21 protein-coding genes, 2 tRNA genes and 1 pseudogene are annotated in these 18,518 nt (G+C 42.8%); 14 read left to right on the top strand and 10 right to left on the bottom strand.

Annotated features, from left to right (window positions below):
• Positions 1-45 precede the first annotated feature (45 nt).
• From R7F67_RS12010 to R7F67_RS11950, 13 genes are all read left to right on the top strand, one after another.
• Positions 46-729, top strand: a complete 684-nt coding sequence (locus tag R7F67_RS12010; RefSeq protein ID WP_318057193.1) for a DUF4336 domain-containing protein — start codon at positions 46-48, stop codon at positions 727-729.
• A 416-nt stretch (positions 730-1,145) separates the two neighbouring features.
• A complete protein-coding gene (locus tag R7F67_RS12005) occupies positions 1,146-1,613 on the top strand; it encodes an Sbal_3080 family lipoprotein (protein ID WP_253656911.1) in 468 nt (155 codons plus the stop codon).
• 64 nt (positions 1,614-1,677) lie between these two features.
• Positions 1,678-2,010, top strand: coding sequence for a YnfA family protein (locus tag R7F67_RS12000; protein ID WP_005377819.1), 333 nt, complete (start codon positions 1,678-1,680; stop codon positions 2,008-2,010).
• A 141-nt stretch (positions 2,011-2,151) separates the two neighbouring features.
• Positions 2,152-2,556 (top strand): DUF1801 domain-containing protein, encoded by a 405-nt coding sequence (locus R7F67_RS11995; RefSeq protein WP_017633973.1) that lies wholly within the window; start codon positions 2,152-2,154, stop codon positions 2,554-2,556.
• 153 nt (positions 2,557-2,709) lie between these two features.
• Positions 2,710-3,090, top strand: coding sequence for a hypothetical protein (locus tag R7F67_RS11990; RefSeq protein WP_047100679.1), 381 nt, complete (start codon positions 2,710-2,712; stop codon positions 3,088-3,090).
• A 150-nt stretch (positions 3,091-3,240) separates the two neighbouring features.
• Positions 3,241-3,741, top strand: a complete 501-nt coding sequence (locus R7F67_RS11985; protein WP_137281925.1) for a GNAT family N-acetyltransferase — start codon at positions 3,241-3,243, stop codon at positions 3,739-3,741.
• A 98-nt stretch (positions 3,742-3,839) separates the two neighbouring features.
• Positions 3,840-4,091, top strand: coding sequence for a TIGR03643 family protein (locus R7F67_RS11980; protein ID WP_005377824.1), 252 nt, complete (start codon positions 3,840-3,842; stop codon positions 4,089-4,091).
• A 405-nt stretch (positions 4,092-4,496) separates the two neighbouring features.
• Positions 4,497-4,886 (top strand): lysozyme inhibitor LprI family protein, encoded by a 390-nt coding sequence (locus R7F67_RS11975; protein WP_017820912.1) that lies wholly within the window; start codon positions 4,497-4,499, stop codon positions 4,884-4,886.
• Positions 4,887-5,049: 163 nt separating this feature from the next.
• The gene (locus R7F67_RS11970; protein ID WP_005377826.1) at positions 5,050-5,499 is read left to right on the top strand and encodes a nuclear transport factor 2 family protein; all 450 of its coding nucleotides are present in this window, start codon (positions 5,050-5,052) and stop codon (positions 5,497-5,499) included.
• A gap of 192 nt (positions 5,500-5,691) precedes the next feature.
• On the top strand, positions 5,692-6,264 hold the full coding sequence (locus R7F67_RS11965; protein ID WP_248394029.1) for a hypothetical protein: 573 nt from the start codon (positions 5,692-5,694) through the stop codon (positions 6,262-6,264).
• Positions 6,265-6,469: 205 nt separating this feature from the next.
• A complete protein-coding gene (locus R7F67_RS11960; RefSeq protein ID WP_031780991.1) occupies positions 6,470-6,868 on the top strand; it encodes a VOC family protein in 399 nt (132 codons plus the stop codon).
• 160 nt (positions 6,869-7,028) lie between these two features.
• Positions 7,029-7,667: a DJ-1/PfpI family protein gene (locus tag R7F67_RS11955; protein WP_053303139.1), complete on the top strand. Its 639-nt coding sequence runs from the start codon at positions 7,029-7,031 to the stop codon at positions 7,665-7,667.
• Positions 7,668-7,796: 129 nt separating this feature from the next.
• The gene (locus tag R7F67_RS11950; protein WP_017820907.1) at positions 7,797-8,027 is read left to right on the top strand and encodes a hypothetical protein; all 231 of its coding nucleotides are present in this window, start codon (positions 7,797-7,799) and stop codon (positions 8,025-8,027) included.
• 258 nt (positions 8,028-8,285) lie between these two features.
• Here R7F67_RS11950 and R7F67_RS11945 read toward each other — a convergent pair.
• From R7F67_RS11945 to R7F67_RS11905, 9 genes and pseudogenes are all read right to left on the bottom strand, one after another.
• Positions 8,286-8,362: transfer RNA gene (locus R7F67_RS11945), tRNA-Val, on the bottom strand.
• 33 nt (positions 8,363-8,395) lie between these two features.
• Positions 8,396-8,472: transfer RNA gene (locus R7F67_RS11940), tRNA-Val, on the bottom strand.
• A gap of 179 nt (positions 8,473-8,651) precedes the next feature.
• Entirely contained in the window at positions 8,652-8,990 is a 339-nt protein-coding gene (locus R7F67_RS11935; RefSeq protein WP_005377830.1) for a hypothetical protein, read from the bottom strand.
• Positions 8,991-9,109: 119 nt separating this feature from the next.
• Positions 9,110-9,769, bottom strand: a complete 660-nt coding sequence (locus R7F67_RS11930; protein ID WP_005377831.1) for a DUF2726 domain-containing protein — start codon at positions 9,767-9,769, stop codon at positions 9,110-9,112.
• Positions 9,770-9,964: 195 nt separating this feature from the next.
• Complete coding sequence (maiA, locus tag R7F67_RS11925; RefSeq protein ID WP_318057192.1) at positions 9,965-10,633, bottom strand: maleylacetoacetate isomerase; 669 nt, start codon at positions 10,631-10,633, stop codon at positions 9,965-9,967.
• A 21-nt stretch (positions 10,634-10,654) separates the two neighbouring features.
• Positions 10,655-11,692: a fumarylacetoacetate hydrolase family protein gene (locus tag R7F67_RS11920; RefSeq protein ID WP_025766743.1), complete on the bottom strand. Its 1,038-nt coding sequence runs from the start codon at positions 11,690-11,692 to the stop codon at positions 10,655-10,657.
• Between the two features lie 9 nt (positions 11,693-11,701).
• On the bottom strand, positions 11,702-12,832 hold the full coding sequence (locus R7F67_RS11915; RefSeq protein WP_186584309.1) for a homogentisate 1,2-dioxygenase: 1,131 nt from the start codon (positions 12,830-12,832) through the stop codon (positions 11,702-11,704).
• The gene (hppD, locus tag R7F67_RS11910; protein WP_005377835.1) at positions 12,825-13,898 is read right to left on the bottom strand and encodes a 4-hydroxyphenylpyruvate dioxygenase; all 1,074 of its coding nucleotides are present in this window, start codon (positions 13,896-13,898) and stop codon (positions 12,825-12,827) included. Before hppD ends, R7F67_RS11915 begins: the two co-directional genes overlap by 8 nt.
• Positions 13,899-14,493: 595 nt before the next feature.
• Positions 14,494-16,812 (bottom strand): annotated as a pseudogene (locus R7F67_RS11905) (collagenase); the annotation flags it as partial.
• 302 nt (positions 16,813-17,114) lie between these two features.
• Here R7F67_RS11905 and R7F67_RS11900 point away from each other — a divergent pair.
• On the top strand, positions 17,115-17,549 hold the full coding sequence (locus R7F67_RS11900) for a hypothetical protein (RefSeq protein ID WP_005389745.1): 435 nt from the start codon (positions 17,115-17,117) through the stop codon (positions 17,547-17,549).
• A 120-nt stretch (positions 17,550-17,669) separates the two neighbouring features.
• On the opposite strand, the gene R7F67_RS11895 is transcribed toward R7F67_RS11900, so the two are convergent.
• Positions 17,670-18,518 carry an ABC transporter permease gene (locus R7F67_RS11895; RefSeq protein ID WP_054576453.1) on the bottom strand — a complete coding sequence of 283 codons (849 nt, stop codon included), beginning with the start codon at positions 18,516-18,518 and terminating at the stop codon, positions 17,670-17,672.

Here is an 18,518-nt window from a genome sequence, read left to right as displayed (position 1 = left end):
GTAACTTAAATGCCGCCTTAATACAGTGTTAACGGTTGGAGAGACATGAAAAAGTTAGCCCAAGAGATATGGATATTTGACGGAGATCCCGTCCAATTCTTAGGACTCCCATACACCACTCGTATGACTATTGTTAGGCTTTCTGATGGTGGCCTTTGGATTCATAGTCCAATTAAGTTATCAAATTCGATTAGAGAGCAAATCAACAATCTAGGCCAAGTGAAATACTTAATCGCTCCTAATCATTTACACCACTTGTTCTTATCTGAATGGGTATCTGCCTATCCTAGCGCAGAAGTTTATGGCACAAATGAAGTCATTAAGAAGTGCCGTGATATACACTTTCACGCTTCACTTAACCAAGGCGGTAATGCTTGGAACTCTGAGATTGAACAAGAACTATTTTCTGGCTCTCCATTAATGGAAGAGTGTGTGTTTTATCATCGACTTTCAAAGACCTTAATTGTTACTGACCTCGTCGAGAATTTTTCTGGCCAGGACTTTAACTACTGGCAGCGGTTTGTGGCTAAAGGGGCCGGTATTCTTGCTCCGAATGGAAAAATGCCTTTGGATTGGCGCCTAAGTTTTATGTTTAGCAAACAAGAGGCTCGAAAACACTTAAATAAATTGCTGTCTTGGAAACCTAATATATTGGTTATGGCTCACGGTGAAATCGTCCTTGATAATGCAGACGAGTTCTTACAGCGCTCTTTTAAGTGGCTAGTATGAGACAACATTGAAAACTCACACAACAGAATAGACAAGAAGCTATTTTAAAACATTAGGCCCTTTTAGCTTAGTCTTAGGGACGAATTTACAGCACTACACGTTATGTTTAACGATAAGCTCCCCTATTCCTCTTAATTGAGCATTATGCAGCAATTTAAAATTCCGTTAGAATTGCACTTCAAAAACTTCAATGCGAAGAATTCTGGACATTGATACGGACATAAGTTCAAGAGTTAACATAACGCTATAGCAATCTCTTACTAATAATTTGCTTCGAGACATTGGCATACTCCCGAAACAAACCCTTCTACTCTAAAGGTTTTGTTAATAACAGTTGCCATGCTTGTTAGTTATTCTCGTTGAACTCAGTATCTTGAAGTTGTTTGAATATATAAATTTAAAAAAAGAGACATAAGATGCACAAAAAACTCATCATTCTAAGCTTGCCTATTCTATTAGCCGCATGTGCGGCACCAAAGTATACGGTAGAAACAATCTCGAAAGAAAATCAGAGCAAGGAAATCACCATCGTAAAAGACAACGCCACGCGAGATGTTTTCTTAGATTCGATGCAAGACTGGTGTTTGGATACCGCCCATAAATGCACAGTCGTAAGCGATGGCACTCCTCCTGTTAGCTCTGAGCTGACACTTACTTACGTATCACGCTGGAGCTGGGATTTTAGAACATTTATCGCTGATGCTCAGATCAAAGCCTACAAAAATAACGAAAAAATAGGACAAGTTGAATTTAAAGCACCAAACAGCGCGAATCCAGATAAATGGGGTAAAGACAACAAACGAATCATTTCGATGATGGATTTGTTATTCGGTAAACAAACCGTGAGTGAGGCTCAATCCAAGATTAAGCTGGGCGAAATGTAATGAGCCGAGCAATTGCCCATTTAACAAGCATCATATATTTGTAGAAAAAGATAGGAATGTTTAAGTGACTGAAGTCAAAACCATTGGGCTTTTCTTTATAACCGCCATTGCAGAAATATTAGGCTGCTACTTACCTTATCTCTGGTTAAAGGAAGATAAGTCAGTTTGGCTTTTGGTACCAGCAGCGCTATGCCTTGCTATGTTTGCTTGGCTTCTATCTTTACATCCTACCGCAACTGGCAGAGTTTATGCTGCTTACGGAGGTGTCTATATTTTTGTCGCAATTCTATGGTTGTGGTGTATCGACGGCGTTCGACCGACGCTCTGGGACATAGTGGGGGTTTCTGTCGCTATGCTTGGCATGTCAATCATCATGTTTTCACCCAGAGCATCCTAAACGTAACCGAGGGAAACCCTTACGCTTAGTATTTTGGCTATGTGCTAGATTTATTGATTAATAACATTATGACGTAATTGCTACATAGCCAAAGTACGCTTGGGCTTCACCCCAAAACAGCGCTATTTATAGGAGATACCAATGAACCATGCAGTGAAGGCAAGATTTGATGAGTATCCAAAACATGTGCGTATTCGGATAGAAGAGCTACGAAATATCGTCTTAACTATCGCTTCTGAATTAAAACTGGGGGAAGTTGAAGAATCTCTAAAATGGGGAGAGCCAAGCTACAGTGTGAAAACAGGTAGCCCGGTAAGGATGGATTGGAAACAGAAAACGCCTAGTCGTTATTATCTGTTCTTTAATTGCCAAACTAAGCTCGTCGACACATTCCGCGAACTGTATAGTGACTCACTTGAGTTTCAGGGTAATCGAGCAATAATTCTATCTTTATCAGCACCTTTGCCAGAAGCTTCAATCAAGACCTGTTTAGAATTAGCATTAACCTATCAAAAGCGAAAGAACTTACCTCTTTTAGGTATGTAAGATCGCTTAATAAAACTATTTACGGCCGATTAACCATATTCAACTACTCTACCTTTGTATCCTTTTTAATGCTTCCGCAGTAAAGTTTTAGATTAAGTGGTCACCTTAATAGCGCCGTAACCAAACTAGTAATATCGAAATAAAGAAGAGTTTATGAAATCAAAAATCTTGTTTTTACTTATGCTTGGAGCTCATTTCAATGCTTTTTCAGCGACGAACTATCAAGTCAATGTGGTAGTAACAGAGCCTCAATCAACATTCATTTTTCCGACTTTTGAAATATCCTCTAAAGGAAAAAGCAAAACCAGTTTTGTCGACGGCTGCGCGTACTTAGGAACCCTTTCAGAACCGAGCAAAAATAGCATACAGCTTGAAGCTACCATGTCATGCAACCGAGATGGCGCTACGTCAAGGATGGAAATGCCGGTATTTGTACTCAACTCCGAGGGTCAAAGCGCGAGTTATGATCTTGTAGAAAACGGGGTCGTGATGTGGAAATATTCTGTAGAAGTTAAGCCGTCACTTAAAAAGTGATATATCAGAAATACTAAAGTAACAATCAGCACTATTAACCGCCGCTTAAGTGTAATAGGTATATTCTTTACGACTTAATGACGTTACTTGTTGCCGCAAGTCTCCAACTCATGTACAAAACAGCCCTAATTTTAATAGGAGCTAAGTGGCATGAATTTAATTGTACGTCAGGTAACTTTAGGTGATGCTGAAGGCATTACAAACGTCCTCAATCCCATCATTATTGAAGGTTTATACACTGTATTAGATACGCCTTTCACACCTGAAGAAGAAAAAGAGTTCATTACTCATTTCCCAGAACGGGGCGTGTTTACAGTCGCTTTATCCGAAAATAGCTCACAAGTCATTGGTTTCCAAAATATCGAGCCCTTTGCACAATATACAAAAGCTTTTGACCATGTTGGCATAATTGGTACGTTTGTTAGTGACGGTGCTCGTGGCCAAGGTGTGTCTAAACAGCTTTTCAAATCGACATTCGAAGTAGCCAAACAAAAGGGTTACGAAAAACTATTTGCGTACGTCCGCAGCGATAATGACCGAGCGTTATCAGCCTATCTCAAACAAGGCTTCGAAATCGTAGGGACCGCGAAGAAGCATGCAAAAGTTCGTGGGAAATACGTAGACGAAGTCCTCATTGAGAAGTTTTTGTAGGTGTTAAGTCGCTAAACACTAAGCACGCATATAAGAACATTTGAACCAAGACTCAATTTCCGTCGTAACAATGTCTTTTCTTAAATAGGTTATTTGAAATGAAACTGACCTCGGAAACTGAGTCAAGAATAATAGAAATGGCATGGGAAGACCGCACCCCATTTGAGGCTATCGAATTTCAATTTGGTTTGAATGAATCCGACGTGATTCAGTTTATGCGTAGCCGGCTCAAATCAAGTAGCTTTAAATTGTGGCGTAAAAGGGTTTCGGGGCGCAATACAAAACACAACAAGCTACGAAACTCAGACATCATTAGAGGTTATTGCCCGACTCAATATAAGCCGCGATAGCGAACTGCACTTGGCATAAATTTTTATTACGAATCGCAACATTTATCGCCCTACCTTTGAACCAACTTCATGATTGGAGGGGAATAGTCACCACTTAATTCAACCTAGGTGTTTCAGGGCGATAATAAATTCCATGGGAGTCATATTAACATCCTCAGACGCCATCAAACTAATGATTCCACAGAAAAGATTGACACAAAACGCCCACTAAAAGTAAGTCAGATTAAGGCGTCATTTAACCCGTGTATCAATCTTCTTTGACCTTCTGTTTAGGCACTAGAATCACTAACCTTCTATTTTATCTTTGAAGGCACAGACAAAAAGCTGCATGATTAAAAAGGAAAAATAGCGGATAACGGTTTAACAAGCACTCGGAGCTTGGAGGCAATTTTGAACAAATTACTTATGATATTTGCGTTGGTTTCTTTACCTTGCTTGGCCTCTGATGATGTTGAAGATCCCTGCAAAGTAAAAGGCGGTGGCGTTATGGCTGGTTATCAGTGTGTAGAAAAGAAGATGGAATCTGCAGATAAAGAGCTTAACGAAAGTTACAAGGAAGCAATCGCTAGAATAGGTGAGGAAGAAAAAGCACTAAGGGAAACATGGTCTCAGACCGAACTGGTAGAGCCATTTCGAAAGGCCCAAAGAGCTTGGCTAAAATACAGAGACGCCGAATGTGAATTTACGGGCCTGTCTTCCACACCCTCACCCTGGCAAGGTGTCCAGATTGAAGAGTGTAAGTTAAGAATGACGTTAGAACGCGTCGAGTACTTCAATGGAGTATACGTAGGCTAAACGGATTACATCTAACAAAGCACTTCAATAAGATTCGCAACTCTTGGCAATTTCAGTTTAAATGTACTCGGTGTTTAAGATGCAAACGTTCAGGTTGAGTGGTCGCTCCGCTTACTACTTAACCCTGCGTTGTGCGTAAAGCTAATATGGGTGTGAAATAATTATGGAAAAAGACGATTTAGTTGGGCTAGTAGTTAAGTATTTCGAGAAAATAGATGCCGGTGATCCTAGCTATCTGGATCTATTCTCAGAGGATGTTGATTTTTTCTTTCCTAAATTTGGGCAAGCGAAAGGAAAGAGTGCCTTAGTGGAGTTTGGCAATAGGATTGGTAGCTCGTTGATTAGTATCTGGCACGACATAGACGGCTTTCAAATAACGACTGCTGGAAACAAGGTCATTGTTGAAGGACAGGAAGGCGGCGTAATGAGTGATGGTACCTCTTGGCCGGACAACAAAGTTTCCACAGGGCGTTTTTGTAGTGTATTTGAGTTTGAAGGAAAAATGATAAGTCGTATGTTTGTGTACGTAGATCCTGACTTCCCGAGTCGAGATTTTGAGAGAATTTCCGTGCTGTCAGGCGAGAGCAACGTGCGACAAACTGTTCAAGCCTGAATACTACCGTTACCGCATAGCATCTTTGTTATGCGGTAGTATTCATAGTTAAGGTGTGTTGAGGGCTTTGATATCGCTTTACTCACACCTTATCAGTGCGTTAGCCACATTCCCTTACTGATAGAAATGCTACTTTCTTCAATCGTCCTGTATTATGATAATGAAAAAGATTGCACTAATTTTAAAATTAAAATGAACCAAAAATTTTTTCTAAAACTACTCCCTGTCCCTTTTCTTCTAACCGGTTGCCAGTCTACGCAAAGCCAGCTACAGCCTATACCTGAAAACGTATTATCAAACCTATCGACTCAATGGGCAGTGGTAGAGGCCTGTTTTCATTCCGATGCTTATAGCTTAGAGCAATCGGTAAACTATCGAGAGGCCATTAACTATTCTTTTTCTACTTGGCTAGTCGATCAGTCCGATATCGATCAGTCGGTAAATGAAGCTCGTGTAGCGTTATCAGAATATCAGTCTCAGAATGATGGTTTAGGAACAACATGTAAGGATTGGCACCTACCCTTAGAATCTGGATTGCGAGAAGTTAACAATCACAAGAATCAAGTGGCGATAAACCAGCAGCGAGCACATGAAATACATAAAGCAAACGCTTCTAAACCTGTGACCTATTCAACACCAGCATCTACTTCGACTAGTAATGTTGTTCACTGTTACAAATTGGAAGACGTTAGCTTGAATAAGAACATTCAAACGTTTAATGGAATGATATGCCCTATAGGCTGGCTTAAATATTATGGCTATTAATGCATTTGATTAATAAAGCCCTTAAGAATGAACTCAAAGTTTAATTTTTAGTTCAAGGTTGGGTTTCGTGTTTACAATGTTATGTTTCCAGTTGGATTACCGTATTCGAATAGATTGACGAAGTTAATCAATATATGTGTATTGATGCTTACTTTTTATCGAGTTATCTTTGTTTGATAGCCATTAAAACGAGTAAGGAAACAAAGTGACTGTGTTAACAAAAGGCATACACCACGTAGGTTTAACCGTATCTAACCTAGAAGCAAGCGCGAAGTTTTTCACTGAACAATTAGGTTGGAGTGAAGTAAAAAGAAATCCAGACTACCCGGCAATATTTGTGAGTGATGGGCATATCATGCTTACACTATGGGCGGCTAAGGCTGATGCCGCCACTCCATTTGACAGAAAAACGAATATTGGTTTGCATCACTTAGCTTTACTCGTAGAGACTGAGAAGCAACTCTATGAGTTGCGTGATCAATTTATGGCGTCGGGAATCGAAATTGAGTTTGGTCCCGAGCTTGTTAAGACAGGACCCGCAAAACATTTAATGTGTTACGACCCAAGTGGTATTAGGGTTGAGTTTTTCTGGGCGGGCTCGTAAAACAAACATAACAAAGTTTTATAATAGGGATTTGGCACACATGGCATTGTTAGTTTGCACCGCGTTTGGTGTTTAAGGTGCTTAGCAGAAGCTTGTGTATCGAATACCCCCTCCTACTACACATTTTGGACTTACGAGTAAGTCCAAAAGGATAAATGTTATGTATAAAATCGGCGTTGTTTTATTTGATGATTTCACGGATATCGATTTCTTTCTTATGTATGACTTGCTGGGGCGCACAACCGACAGTTGGACAGTAAGTATACTTGGAACTAAATCTGAACATCATTCCCACCTCGGTATGAAAGTTAAAACAGACGGACACCTTTCTGAGGTGACGAATCAAGATGTCGTTCTTATTACAAGCGGCAAACGGGGTATTCCAGCCGCTTTAAAAGATGCTGAATTTATGTCAGCGTTGAATCTTGATCCAAATAGGCAGCTAATAGGTTCGATTTGTGCGGGATCATTCATCCTCCATGAACTCGGTTTACTAAAAGGCAAGCGATTAACAACAAACCCAGATGCAAAGGACGTTCTACAAAGTATGGGAGGAGATGTTCAGGATCTGCCTCTCGTGATAGACGGTAATGTAGCGACGGCTGGTGGCTGTCTTTCACTGATGTATCTAATTGGTTGGTTAACAGAGCGGCTATTTGACTCAAACAAACGAAAAGCTATACAAAATCAATTGATACCTGCTGGGCAATTAGATCTATTTGAAGAGCTTATTGCCACAACTATTCAATCAGCAGAGTTAGCAAGCTCGGATAACAAGGCGTTAAATAATCATTCATAACATGTGGTGTTTTACATTACGTTAGTTTTAGTGTTTAGGGTAAGTCACACATCAGTCTTGTGTGACTTACCCTTGAACATAACGCCACTTGGGGAAATTAACTTACAGGGAGTAAATCAATTGGTAAAAATGTACGGTTCTGAAGAGACAAGAGCGTTTTGCTGTAATTGTAAAGAAGTAACGCTACATCGGTACGAAAGCTTCTCTAAAGCGCAGGAAAAGACCGAGAAAAAAGCTAAAGGTTTCTTCTCAGGTCTATTTGCAGCAATAATTAGCTCATTAATGGAAGGCGAAGCGACTGGTGACTACAAATGTACAATATGCGGCACCAATCTTCACACGCCAGATAATTTAGATTAATAGTCAGTGTCTCTAATGCCACGGCTAGTGGCACGCAACATGATTTATAGACGGCTCTAGTGGGTTTGAAGCGTATGCACCTTATGCATTGCATTTAGGGTTTTGAGGTTGTGTTGCGGATCAAGTAGTGCGCTTTTATCTCTGACAAGGGGCTAAAGCAGAGCAAAAACAAGGGACAAGAAAAGAAGTAGTTTTACTTGAGTATCAATGAATTACAGACACAAAAAAGCCCACCAAAAGGTGGGCTTTTTTAAAATTTGGTGGGTCCGGGCGAACTCGAATCGCCGACCCCTACCATGTCAAGGTAGTACTCTAACCAACTGAGCTACGGACCCAAATTTTTATGTTCCTAACCATTCAATTCAGAATGGTGCGTCCGAGTGGACTCGAACCACCGACCCCCGCCATGTCAAGGCGATACTCTAACCAGCTGAGCTACGGACGCATTTCTCTGGAACGACGAGGATATTAGCTATAAGCGAACGACGGTGCAAGCACAAATTTACCAACTTTGAACCGTTTGGCGAAAATGTAAACTCAACACGCGTTTTCAGATGATTTTATCGACAAGGACTGAGCCTGCAGGGTTTAAAAGTGTGATCTATATAACTTTTATTATCTCACTTAATTGTCGTAAGGCACTTCACTGAGCATCCAAATCTGTAAGGTTTGCGATACCTTAGGGCAAGTGCCGAACAAAATCTGATATTTAGGTTTAAATGGTTCGCCGATATAGGTTGTACGGATCAACTCTCCTGTTTTGACGTCTACTTGAGTGCTCACCCTGCCTTTGAAGTTTTGAAATATGACAAACTGCTCACTGTGGTAAACCATTTGCTCTCGGTAAAACAAGAAATGATCTTGGGGTGTCTCTGTCAATTCACACTCCAGTGGTTTCAAATTAGGTATCGCACTAACATTCGATGCGATGAACAACGCCGATAAAATCCATCCGTATCGCATATGGCTGCCCTATTCTGCCCTCTTTTTCAAAGTATAGGCCCTGCCTTGATGACTGATACAAAAAAGGCTTTGATCATCTCTAATCAAAGCCCCTTGTTTCTGCTGGTTAATTGTCGTGTTTAGTCGTCCGCCTCAAACACAACGTTATAATTTTCGGTGTATGTACAATTCGGCTGACGGCTACAAGTAAAGAAACGTCTCCCTTTGAACTCACCTTGGCTTGCGGTTTTAATGATCATCGGACTGCCGCATTTTTTACAAAAACGCACTTCTTTATCGGGCTCAATCAAATCAATGTGTGCCGCAAGCAAACGACGTAATCGCCCAACTTGATAACTGTGCTTTATCGAAGCGCCAATTAAAGGCAGGTTGGCCGTCTTACAAACATGAATCAATAACTTTTGTCTTTCTATCTTACCCTTGTTTAGCTCCTGCCCATTATCCAATTCAACGATAACGCGCGGCTCTAGTGTCCTTGGGTCACAAATAACGTAATCAAAATAGCTTCGAGATATACGGTTGTTCGCGACAAAAAACTGCTTCTTATTTTTGATTTCTTTTGGCGTAACCAAACTGGACATGTTTACTTTCGCGAATACTACGGCATGCTCCCCTACCGCCGCTCTTAACGCATTATAGAACGCACCCTCTTGACCTCTGAGCAGAGGGCCTTTCGAGCGATAAGGATAATCACGCGTGTCATCGTGCTTAATCACGTACTTTTGAATAACAAAGAAGAATAAAACCAGAAGAACAACAATGATAAAAATGTTGGTCATAAATAAAGTGCATCCAAAACAACTCGTTGCTCAAAGCGTAAATGGAAATGTTATGCAGAGCAACAAAACCTCGCAATTTTGAGGCGCCACGACGATAGCGAGAAACAGAAAATTTTGCTCACCAATAAAAACGAGCCAATCACACACTTGGATTGGCTCGTTTAAATTTTGTTAATACATTATGTATGCTAAGAATCAACTATTAGCGTCTGGCTGATTCTCTGGCATCGCATCAATAAAAGCTGGCAGTTGATTGCATGACTGCACAACAGCGTTAATGGTTGGATAAAGAGAGGTATCTACACCAAAGCGTTGTGCGTTATAAAATTGTGGTACCAGACAAATATCGACAATAGATGGCGAGCTTGTCAGGCTAAACTTGCAATCACCATTTAGTTTACGATGCTTCTGAAGTTTCTCTTCTAATGCTGTAAAACCTTTGTGGATCCAGTGATGAATCCAAGCGACTTTGCGCTCTGGTTCGCAAGCTAGCTCCCACTCTAAATACTGTAGAACTCTTAAGTTATTCAGGGGATGAATCTCCATTGCAATATCCTGAGCCAAAGCTAGCGCTTGGTATCGAAGCGGCGTTTGCTCGGGGATCACAGTGACATCCGGGTAGTGTTCTTCTAAGTATTGAATGATCGCCAGTGACTGGGTTAACTGAACCTCCCCATCCACCAGCAAAGGAACCAGTTCAGAAGCGTTTAACTCATGGTACTCGTCACTGTGTTGTTCGCCACCATTGCGCACCAAGTGTACCGATTTTGAATCATACGATAACTCTTTAAGATTCAAGCAAATACGCACACGATACGCCGCCGATGATCGCCAGTATCCGTATAAAATCATGCTATCGCTCATATCGTCTCCCAACCAGCATTGTTAGTGCTTGAGATATTGGCTAACTTGTTGGTCAATCGAGCCGAATATGTTGTTGCCATCCGCATCGAACATTTCCAATCTAATTGAATCTCCAAACGACATGAAGTTAGTCGACGGCTTACCATCACGAATGGTTTCAATCATGCGAACTTCCGCGATACATGAATAGCCAACGCCACCTTCTTCAATAGAAGTGCCATGTTCCGTTCCCTGCTTGTTGGATACCGTACCTGAGCCTATAATCGCCCCAGCAGATAGCGGGCGCGTTTTAGTCGCGTGAACAATTAAGTCTGCGAAATCAAACGTCATATCGATACCTGCATTCGGGCGACCAAACGGCTTGTGGTTGTAGGTCGAGACCAATGGTAAATGCACTTTGTTTTCGTACCACGCATCGCCTAGTTCGTCTGGTGTTACTGCCACAGGAGAAAACGCAGAAGAAGGTTTAGATTGGAAAAAACCAAACCCTTTAGCTAATTCTGCGGGAATTAGCCCACGCAGTGAGACATCATTCACCAGCATGATCAAACGAATCGACTCCTGAGCCTCTGCAACACTCGCGCCCATTGGTACGTCACCTGTTACCACAGCCACTTCACCTTCGAAATCAATACCCCATTCATCACTCGCAAACTCGATGTTGTCACAAGGACCAATAAAGGCATCAGAGCCTCCTTGGTACATCAACGGATCCGTCCAAAAACTCTCTGGCATTTCAGCGCCGCGAGCTTTTCGAACCAACTCAACGTGGTTTACGTAAGCACTGCCATCAGCCCACTGATAAGCGCGAGGAAGCGGCGACTCGCAGTAGTGCGCTTCAAACTCTTCATACCCTGCAACCGTGCCATTGTTCAGTGCAACGTATAGCTCTTCCAGTTGCGGTGCTAGCGTATCCCAGTTATCAAGTGCCACCTGCATCGTCGGTGCTAAGTTCATGGGGTGGAAAATTTCTGTCGCTGGTACGCAGCGCGTTAAGTCTTTGCTCACGACCATCAACAAACCGTCACGAGTGCCATTTTTCTTGGTTGCTAATTTCATCCTTGCCTCTTACTTCTCTTGCCAGCTATAGACGTATTCTTTGTTTTCTACTTTTTCCAGCTCATCCGAAAACTGAAGTGCGTGACGCGTATCAATCATGACCGCAACTTCGTCGGTGAAAGTCTTCTTATGCTCTCGCCCTGCTTTGAATGCTTTCGGGTGAGGACCATGCGTAAATCCTGCTGGATGGAATGTCACCATGCCTGCTTCAATGTTGTCACGGCTGAAAAAATCACCTGCATGGTAGAACAAGACTTCGTCATAATCGTCATTGTTGTGGTAGAACGGTACTTTGAGCGCTCCAGGATCACTTTCAATTGGACGAGGAACGAAGGTACACACCACAAATCCTGCTCCTACAAATGTAGTATGTGCAGAAGGCGGTAAATGGTAACGATGTGACATAAGTGGACGAATATCACGCCAGTTCACTTTTACTACCGCCAAATCACCATGCCACCCAATCGCATCCAGCGGGTTGAATGGGTAAGTGATAACACTGACTTTATCGTAGCGTTTCACCTGAACCTGTGTTTGATTCTCAGAATATTGAGCACGGAACTGATCGTTGATCGACGGCGTTTCTAAAACCGCCGGATCAAACACCGCGTGGTTTCCAACCATGCCTTTTTCGGGCAATGTATAAGCCGCATCGGTGTTTTCAATCATCAGAATGAACATCGGCTCGCTTGGTTCTAAACGCCAGCTCGTTGAGCGCGGGATCATGACATAATCCCCTTCGCTCACTTTCAAATGACCATAATCACAGTAGAGATCTGCCGTACCTTGGTGGATGAATAGCAGTTCGTCGCCATCTGCATTTCTCACCAAGAAGTCCATTTTTTCATCCATACGCCAAACACGAACTTTACAATTCGCGTTGTGTAATAGATGCGGGACTGCCCAAGGGGTAATATGGCTGGCTTTTTCGACTAGATTAAAATCAAACGCTCGTGGACGTAGCTCGCCCTCCCACTCAGACCACCCCGTTGGGGCATGTTGATGATGAAAATGTGTTGCGGGGCCGAAGAAGCCACTTCGACCTGCCTCACGTTCATAAATTGCCTCTTCCGGGAAGTCAGCATGTGCTTGTTTAGAGCACACTCCCTCCCGATGAGGGAATGTGATCCATTTATGCATCGCTCAATACTCCTCGGCGAATTTGGTCTTCTTCTATCGATTCAAACAACGCTTTGAAGTTACCCTCGCCAAAGCCTTCATTGCCTTTACGTTGGATGATTTCGAAGAACACAGGGCCGATAACGGTTTGAGTAAAGATTTGTAGCAAGATGCCATCTTTCGTTGGCGCACCATCAATAAGAATCTGCAAATCACGAAGCTTGCTTACATCTTCGCCGTGGCCTTCAACACGCTGATCGACTTTCTCGTAATAAGTATCTGGTGTTGGCATAAAGTCCATGCCTCGCTCACGCAAGGTTTTGACCGTTTCGTAGATGTCGTCAGTGGTCAATGCGATGTGTTGAATACCTTCGCCATTGTATTCACGGATAAACTCTTCAATCTGTGATTTATCATCTGACGACTCATTGATAGGAATTCGGATTTTGCCGCAAGGTGCGGTCATCGCACGGCTGACAAGACCAGTCAGCTTACCTTCGATATCGAAATAACGAATTTCGCGGAAGTTACCAATGCGCTCATAGAAACCTGACCAGACATCCATGTTGCCTTGCTTAACGTTGTGCGTTAAGTGGTCGATTTCGTAAAGACCAACATTCGCTTTTGATAAACGCTCATCAGCATCATCATAAAAACGAAAATCGACATCATAAATGCTCTGCTTTCCATAACGATCGACAAAATAAAGCAAGCTTTCACCGATGCCATAAATAGCAGGAATGCTAAGCTCCATCGGCCCAATTTCCGTTTTATATTCTTTACCGCCATTCTCTAACGCATGCGCCAGAGCAACGGTGGCGTCTTTCACACGAAATGCCATGCCACAAACCGACGGACCGTGAACTTTGGCGAATCCCTCAGCTTGGCTATGCGGCTGCGCATTCACAATAAAGCTAATGTCACCTTGTCGATATAACCACGCTTCTTTTGAGCGATGCTTTGCAATCTCCGCAAAACCTAACGATATAAACAGATCTTTAAGCTGTTGAATGCCTTTGTTGTCAGCAGCGGTATATTCAACAAACTCAAATCCGTCTGTTCCTAGTGGGTTATATGCATCAACCATGACTTTCTCCTTGTCTCAGTAGCTTTTGTTTGGACTTATTTTTCTAACTTGGCGCAGGTCTTGAGAAATTGGAATACGTGGGGAGAAATCTTTATCTTGGCGATTTTTACGCATAATTGTAAAATATATGTTACACACAGAGAGCACGTCGAACCCACTTTCGTAAACATCAAACAAACTGCTTATTTTCAATATATTAGATTGATATTTTCGGCTTTACGCCACCACATAAAATGTAAACAAGTTGTTACTTTGGCATTTTATCTTGGCAACGTAGCTCAAAAAGCAAAAGGGGATGGAAAGTCTATTGCACCCTATCTCTATCCGATTTATTCATTTGATCCTGCAAAACATCAAAAGTAATATTTCGTGACGCTTCATACAGTTCGAAAGGCTCATCGGTCAGAATCGTGTCATGGATACCCCTTTATTGATTCACCTCAGTTTTATTCAAAAGTAACTGTGCCATAAGTGGTGCTCTGTTCCCTATCGAGCCGAGCCACAAGGCTTCACGCTCGATCAGAAAAAGAGACATCTAATGACACACATCAATCAAGAACGCTTAGTTGAACACTTTTGCCAACTAGTACGTATCATTATCTGACCACCCGTGAAGATTAGCACCATCCGGCCAACCAGAGTTACTGTATTCAAGCTTTAGGTTGCCCATACCGTTCCCCGTCGTTATCGCCAGATTTGAGCTCTCATTCACCGCTGGCACGCTCAGCCAAATGGTTTGTTGATTTGCCAAGCAAACGGGCTCTCCTGCTGTTAGGCGTCCACCGCTTACTTTACTTTGCACCGCGCAGTCTTGTGGCAATGTGTCATTACCGCCCAACGCTGAGATAACAACAGTATGAGTGGCGGTTGCCGTCAAGCCTTCACTGTCTGTCACACTTAGGCTGACCGAATACTCCCCTTCACTCCCATATTGGTGCGTCGGCTTGGTTTGTGTACTTGTCGAGCCATCACCGAAGTCCCATAAGACGCTGACGATCTTCCCGTTTGGGTCTGTACTGTTTTCACTGCTAAATGTAATGCTTTCACCGACTTTCCCCTTACTGTTTGCGGTTATGACTGCATTAGGTGCACCATTTGAGACAAGGGCTTGCTGCCACTGCTCAAACTCACTTTGATATAAATTCGCCCATTGGGTGATCGTTGCTTTGTAATTGCTCCAATTCCCCTGGCGTGTTTCCACCAGCATTTGGTTTACGTCATCTTTATGATTTTCAAACATAAAACGTACAGCTAAGTACCCCCAACGATAAATTCGATCGACATCAAACCCATCATAAGTAGTCTCGAAAATCTCACTTAAGGTATATGTCGAGCCGTCTAGAATCGTCTCAAGTGCTGCTTGGTTGTCATTTTCTTGAGCGACATACTCTGCAATGCCTTCACTCCACCACACTATTTTTTCAGTTGGATGACTAAACCCTCCATAGAGATCAAATCGACCATCTAAGTAATGCACGTATTCGTGCTCTAAGTTCCAGACAAAGTGATCCGCGTTCGCATAAGAGGCTTCATAAGCAATAAAGTTGGGAATATTCCCCGGCTGGGAAGGATCGCCCTCCAAGTACATACCGCCATTGTCAGTACTAATATCGAAAATTGGCCCTGCGTACTTACCATAATCGGTGCTTGAATCGAAGATATTGACTTGGAGCTGAGTATTGTGGTCATCTTTTACTGGTTGTTCACCCGTTTCTAATGACTGATGAAAGTAACCCTCTTCGTAACCCATTTTAGAACATGCGGCCGCGTGTTGCTCTTGTGTCATATTCTGGGACAATATTCGAATTGTTGGACTACAAGTATAAGTTTGCGATAGCACTAAGCCTTTTAGCTCAGTTTCGAAATTACAAATTCCGAACTCACTACAATCTGCGTAATATGAAGCGGTGTCCGCCGCCGCAAGCCAAACCGAGTCACCCCGACCATACATTTCATACTGTTCAAAGATTCGACTCAGCTGACTCTTCACAACAGAACTCGCGTTACCCGTATACTTGGTCAGACGCCCGAGCTCTCGCCCCGCATTCGCGGCCATAAACTCATCTTCAGCACCGATTGATGACGCCCTCAGAGCAAAATCGCCTAAAGCTTTGGCAAGGTCTGTTTGGTTACCAATTACTTGCACAAATTGCTCGTTCCACTGCCCACCAAACAAAATAGTGAAAACACCATTAACCGCATTGCGCATATACCAGTGCTGGGCGTATTGATCATTCCAACGTGTAAGCCACTGGGTCACTTGCGGTAAGTACGCGTGCTGCAAGCCCGCACTATCCATAGTGATGATGACTTCACTAAGCACTTTGCCGTGACGGTCGCTGTTCTCATAGAAGTTTGCGTTATTAACAAACGCATCCACGGATTCTTTCACCGCTGGTGTGACCCATTCAATAAATGAGATGTTGTCATTGTAAAACTCGGCGTAATAACCCGCGCGTAAGTATAAGAACAACGTTTCTAGTTCATCGCTCCCGCCACCCATATAACCCTTCGCCAAGGTCGTAGTGTGCTTAGCGATGTTGTACATATGATCGGAGCTAAATACCGACTCCTGAACCCGACTTTCAGCAGAGAATAACTGGTTCACGCACGTCGCGCCCTGACTTAAAATTTCGCTGATCAATTGGTTACTGCTTTCGGTAACCAATGCTTCCAAATCACAAGCAGTGCTCGACTCATCAAGGCTTTCAAGTGACTGTACTCGAGTTGCCTTGGAGGGCTGAATAGGGAGAGTTGCGGTTGGTTGGTATTCAACTCGATTGGATTCAACACCGTGTGTATGAGCCGAATGTGCATGTTGCTCTGTAACTTGAGAAACTGGCTCGCTTAACGCAAATACGCCAGTGCTGGTTAATGTTGTCGCAATCGCGACACTCAAAATCTTCAGTTCCATCTAATTTCTTCTATATTGAGTTTTCCTTAGATGCATTACGTCTTTTGCATCGCCACTGCCCTTATTACTGCAAGAGCATCTCCATATAATCTACTCGCAAGACAAGAAGAAACATTTTGTTAACAAATAGATGTGGCGGTATCAGTTTTTGGTACTCGAGTTGCCGTTGCACGAGCTTGCCAGAAATCGATTTGCTTTAGTAATATTGATCAACTAGTTGTTTATCTTTCCATTCAAATATCTTTTATTGCTCCTCACAAAAGCTATAAAATGGTTTCTTTTCTTTTTGCTAAACAACTCCTATGACCGACGCTGATATTGAGCTACAACACCTTTGGTTAGAAGTCCAAGCCGAACGCTGGCAAAACCTGCCACGCTTTTTATTCAGTTACTACTGCTACAAGCACAACCTTGTCAGTAAAACCAACAAAGTTTGCTGGGAGACGGCACGTGCAAAACTGCGCGCTTCAACATCAATAAAAGAGCGAAAAAAGGCGGTGGTTGAATCGTTAGTCCCTGAGGAAACCGTGGTTGGGTTATTGAAAGCCATCAGCAAAGATGGGGAAATGACATTTGACGTGATGGGAACCACACTTGATACGTTTTTGCATTATGTTGTGATTAGCAAGGAAGAAAAAGCGCGACTTAAATCAAACATGCCAGCTAGTTGGTATCAGCAATCAAACAAGTCGTCTTTGGCACGTTTCGAGCAAGCTGGCATTAAGCTACAAGAGTGATATGTCAGTCATCGCTGACGACAAACACAAAAGAAAAGCGCCTACAATGAGGCGCATTTGATCAAAAATTGAGGTGCCCCTAAACAAAAGTGCAAAGTGACCAACAAAGCAAAAGTTTGGTTATTCTTGAATGCCTCGAATGCGTACATTACGTCTACGTAAAACTTCTAATGTCACGAGCAAACACACCGACATAAAAATCAACAACGTAGCGACCGCCAATATGGTCGGACTAATTTGCTCTCGAATTCCTGACCACATCTGCCTCGGAACGGTTTTTTGTTCTGCCCCAGTCAGGAATAACGCCACCACAACCTCGTCGAACGAAGTGCCAAAAGCAAACAAGCCGCCAGAAATCATCCCCGGACGAATCAGCGGAAAGGTAATGTGTCTGAAAGTATAAACAGGGTTTGCTCCTAAGCTAGCCGCCGCTTTTACCAAGCTATGGTCAAAGCCGCTTAACGTCGCAGTAACGGTAATGACGACAAAAGGCGTACCTAAAGCAGCGTGTGCCAAAATGACGCCTAGATAAGTTTGTGACAAGCCAAGGCGCGTGTAGAAAAAGTACATCGCAGCAGCAGAGATAATGACTGGTACGATCATGGGTGAGATCAACAGCGCCATAATCGTATTGCGAAAAGGCAAATTACTACTGGCTAAACCCAACGCCGCCAGAGTTCCCAGCCCTGTTGCAACGAGTGTCGCCATAAAAGCAATGAACGTGCTATTTTTCAGCGCCAACAGCCACTGATCACTAGTAAACATTTCTTGATACCAGCGAGTAGAATACGCTTCCGAATCAAGGTTTAACATCCCCTCGGTAAAAGTAAAGTAAGGCGTTGCATTAAACGATAACGGGATGATGGTCAGAATTGGAGCGATTAAAAAGAACAGCACCACCCCACAAAAAGCTAAGTAACCTGCGTAAGCAACTCGCTCTACTTTTGATGCATAGTTTGGTAATGCCAT

Source organism: Vibrio sp. YT-17 (assembly GCF_033337375.1).
In the GTDB taxonomy this organism is placed as follows: domain Bacteria; phylum Pseudomonadota; class Gammaproteobacteria; order Enterobacterales; family Vibrionaceae; genus Vibrio; species Vibrio alginolyticus.
The sequence above is the reverse complement of the archived record's forward strand: the minus strand, read 5'-3'. Positions and strand labels throughout refer to the sequence as shown.

What these genes read in the sequence shown, in the direction of transcription:
- R7F67_RS12010 (WP_318057193.1), top strand. Translation starts at nt 46, where the DNA reads ATGAAAAAGTTAGCCCAAGAGATATGGATATTTGACGGAGATCCCGTC.
- R7F67_RS12005 (WP_253656911.1), top strand. Translation starts at nt 1,146, where the DNA reads ATGCACAAAAAACTCATCATTCTAAGCTTGCCTATTCTATTAGCCGCA.
- R7F67_RS11995 (WP_017633973.1), top strand. Translation starts at nt 2,152, where the DNA reads ATGAACCATGCAGTGAAGGCAAGATTTGATGAGTATCCAAAACATGTG.
- R7F67_RS11990 (WP_047100679.1), top strand. Translation starts at nt 2,710, where the DNA reads ATGAAATCAAAAATCTTGTTTTTACTTATGCTTGGAGCTCATTTCAAT.
- R7F67_RS11985 (WP_137281925.1), top strand. Translation starts at nt 3,241, where the DNA reads ATGAATTTAATTGTACGTCAGGTAACTTTAGGTGATGCTGAAGGCATT.
- R7F67_RS11980 (WP_005377824.1), top strand. Translation starts at nt 3,840, where the DNA reads ATGAAACTGACCTCGGAAACTGAGTCAAGAATAATAGAAATGGCATGG.
- R7F67_RS11975 (WP_017820912.1), top strand. Translation starts at nt 4,497, where the DNA reads ATGATATTTGCGTTGGTTTCTTTACCTTGCTTGGCCTCTGATGATGTT.
- R7F67_RS11970 (WP_005377826.1), top strand. Translation starts at nt 5,050, where the DNA reads ATGGAAAAAGACGATTTAGTTGGGCTAGTAGTTAAGTATTTCGAGAAA.
- R7F67_RS11965 (WP_248394029.1), top strand. Translation starts at nt 5,692, where the DNA reads ATGAACCAAAAATTTTTTCTAAAACTACTCCCTGTCCCTTTTCTTCTA.
- R7F67_RS11955 (WP_053303139.1), top strand. Translation starts at nt 7,029, where the DNA reads ATGTATAAAATCGGCGTTGTTTTATTTGATGATTTCACGGATATCGAT.
- R7F67_RS11950 (WP_017820907.1), top strand. Translation starts at nt 7,797, where the DNA reads ATGTACGGTTCTGAAGAGACAAGAGCGTTTTGCTGTAATTGTAAAGAA.
- R7F67_RS11935 (WP_005377830.1), bottom strand. Translation starts at nt 8,990, where the DNA reads ATGCGATACGGATGGATTTTATCGGCGTTGTTCATCGCATCGAATGTT.
- R7F67_RS11930 (WP_005377831.1), bottom strand. Translation starts at nt 9,769, where the DNA reads ATGACCAACATTTTTATCATTGTTGTTCTTCTGGTTTTATTCTTCTTT.
- maiA (WP_318057192.1), bottom strand. Translation starts at nt 10,633, where the DNA reads ATGAGCGATAGCATGATTTTATACGGATACTGGCGATCATCGGCGGCG.
- R7F67_RS11920 (WP_025766743.1), bottom strand. Translation starts at nt 11,692, where the DNA reads ATGAAATTAGCAACCAAGAAAAATGGCACTCGTGACGGTTTGTTGATG.
- R7F67_RS11915 (WP_186584309.1), bottom strand. Translation starts at nt 12,832, where the DNA reads ATGCATAAATGGATCACATTCCCTCATCGGGAGGGAGTGTGCTCTAAA.
- hppD (WP_005377835.1), bottom strand. Translation starts at nt 13,898, where the DNA reads ATGGTTGATGCATATAACCCACTAGGAACAGACGGATTTGAGTTTGTT.
- R7F67_RS11900 (WP_005389745.1), top strand. Translation starts at nt 17,115, where the DNA reads ATGACCGACGCTGATATTGAGCTACAACACCTTTGGTTAGAAGTCCAA.
- R7F67_RS11895 (WP_054576453.1), bottom strand. Translation starts at nt 18,518, where the DNA reads ATGGCATTACCAAACTATGCATCAAAAGTAGAGCGAGTTGCTTACGCA.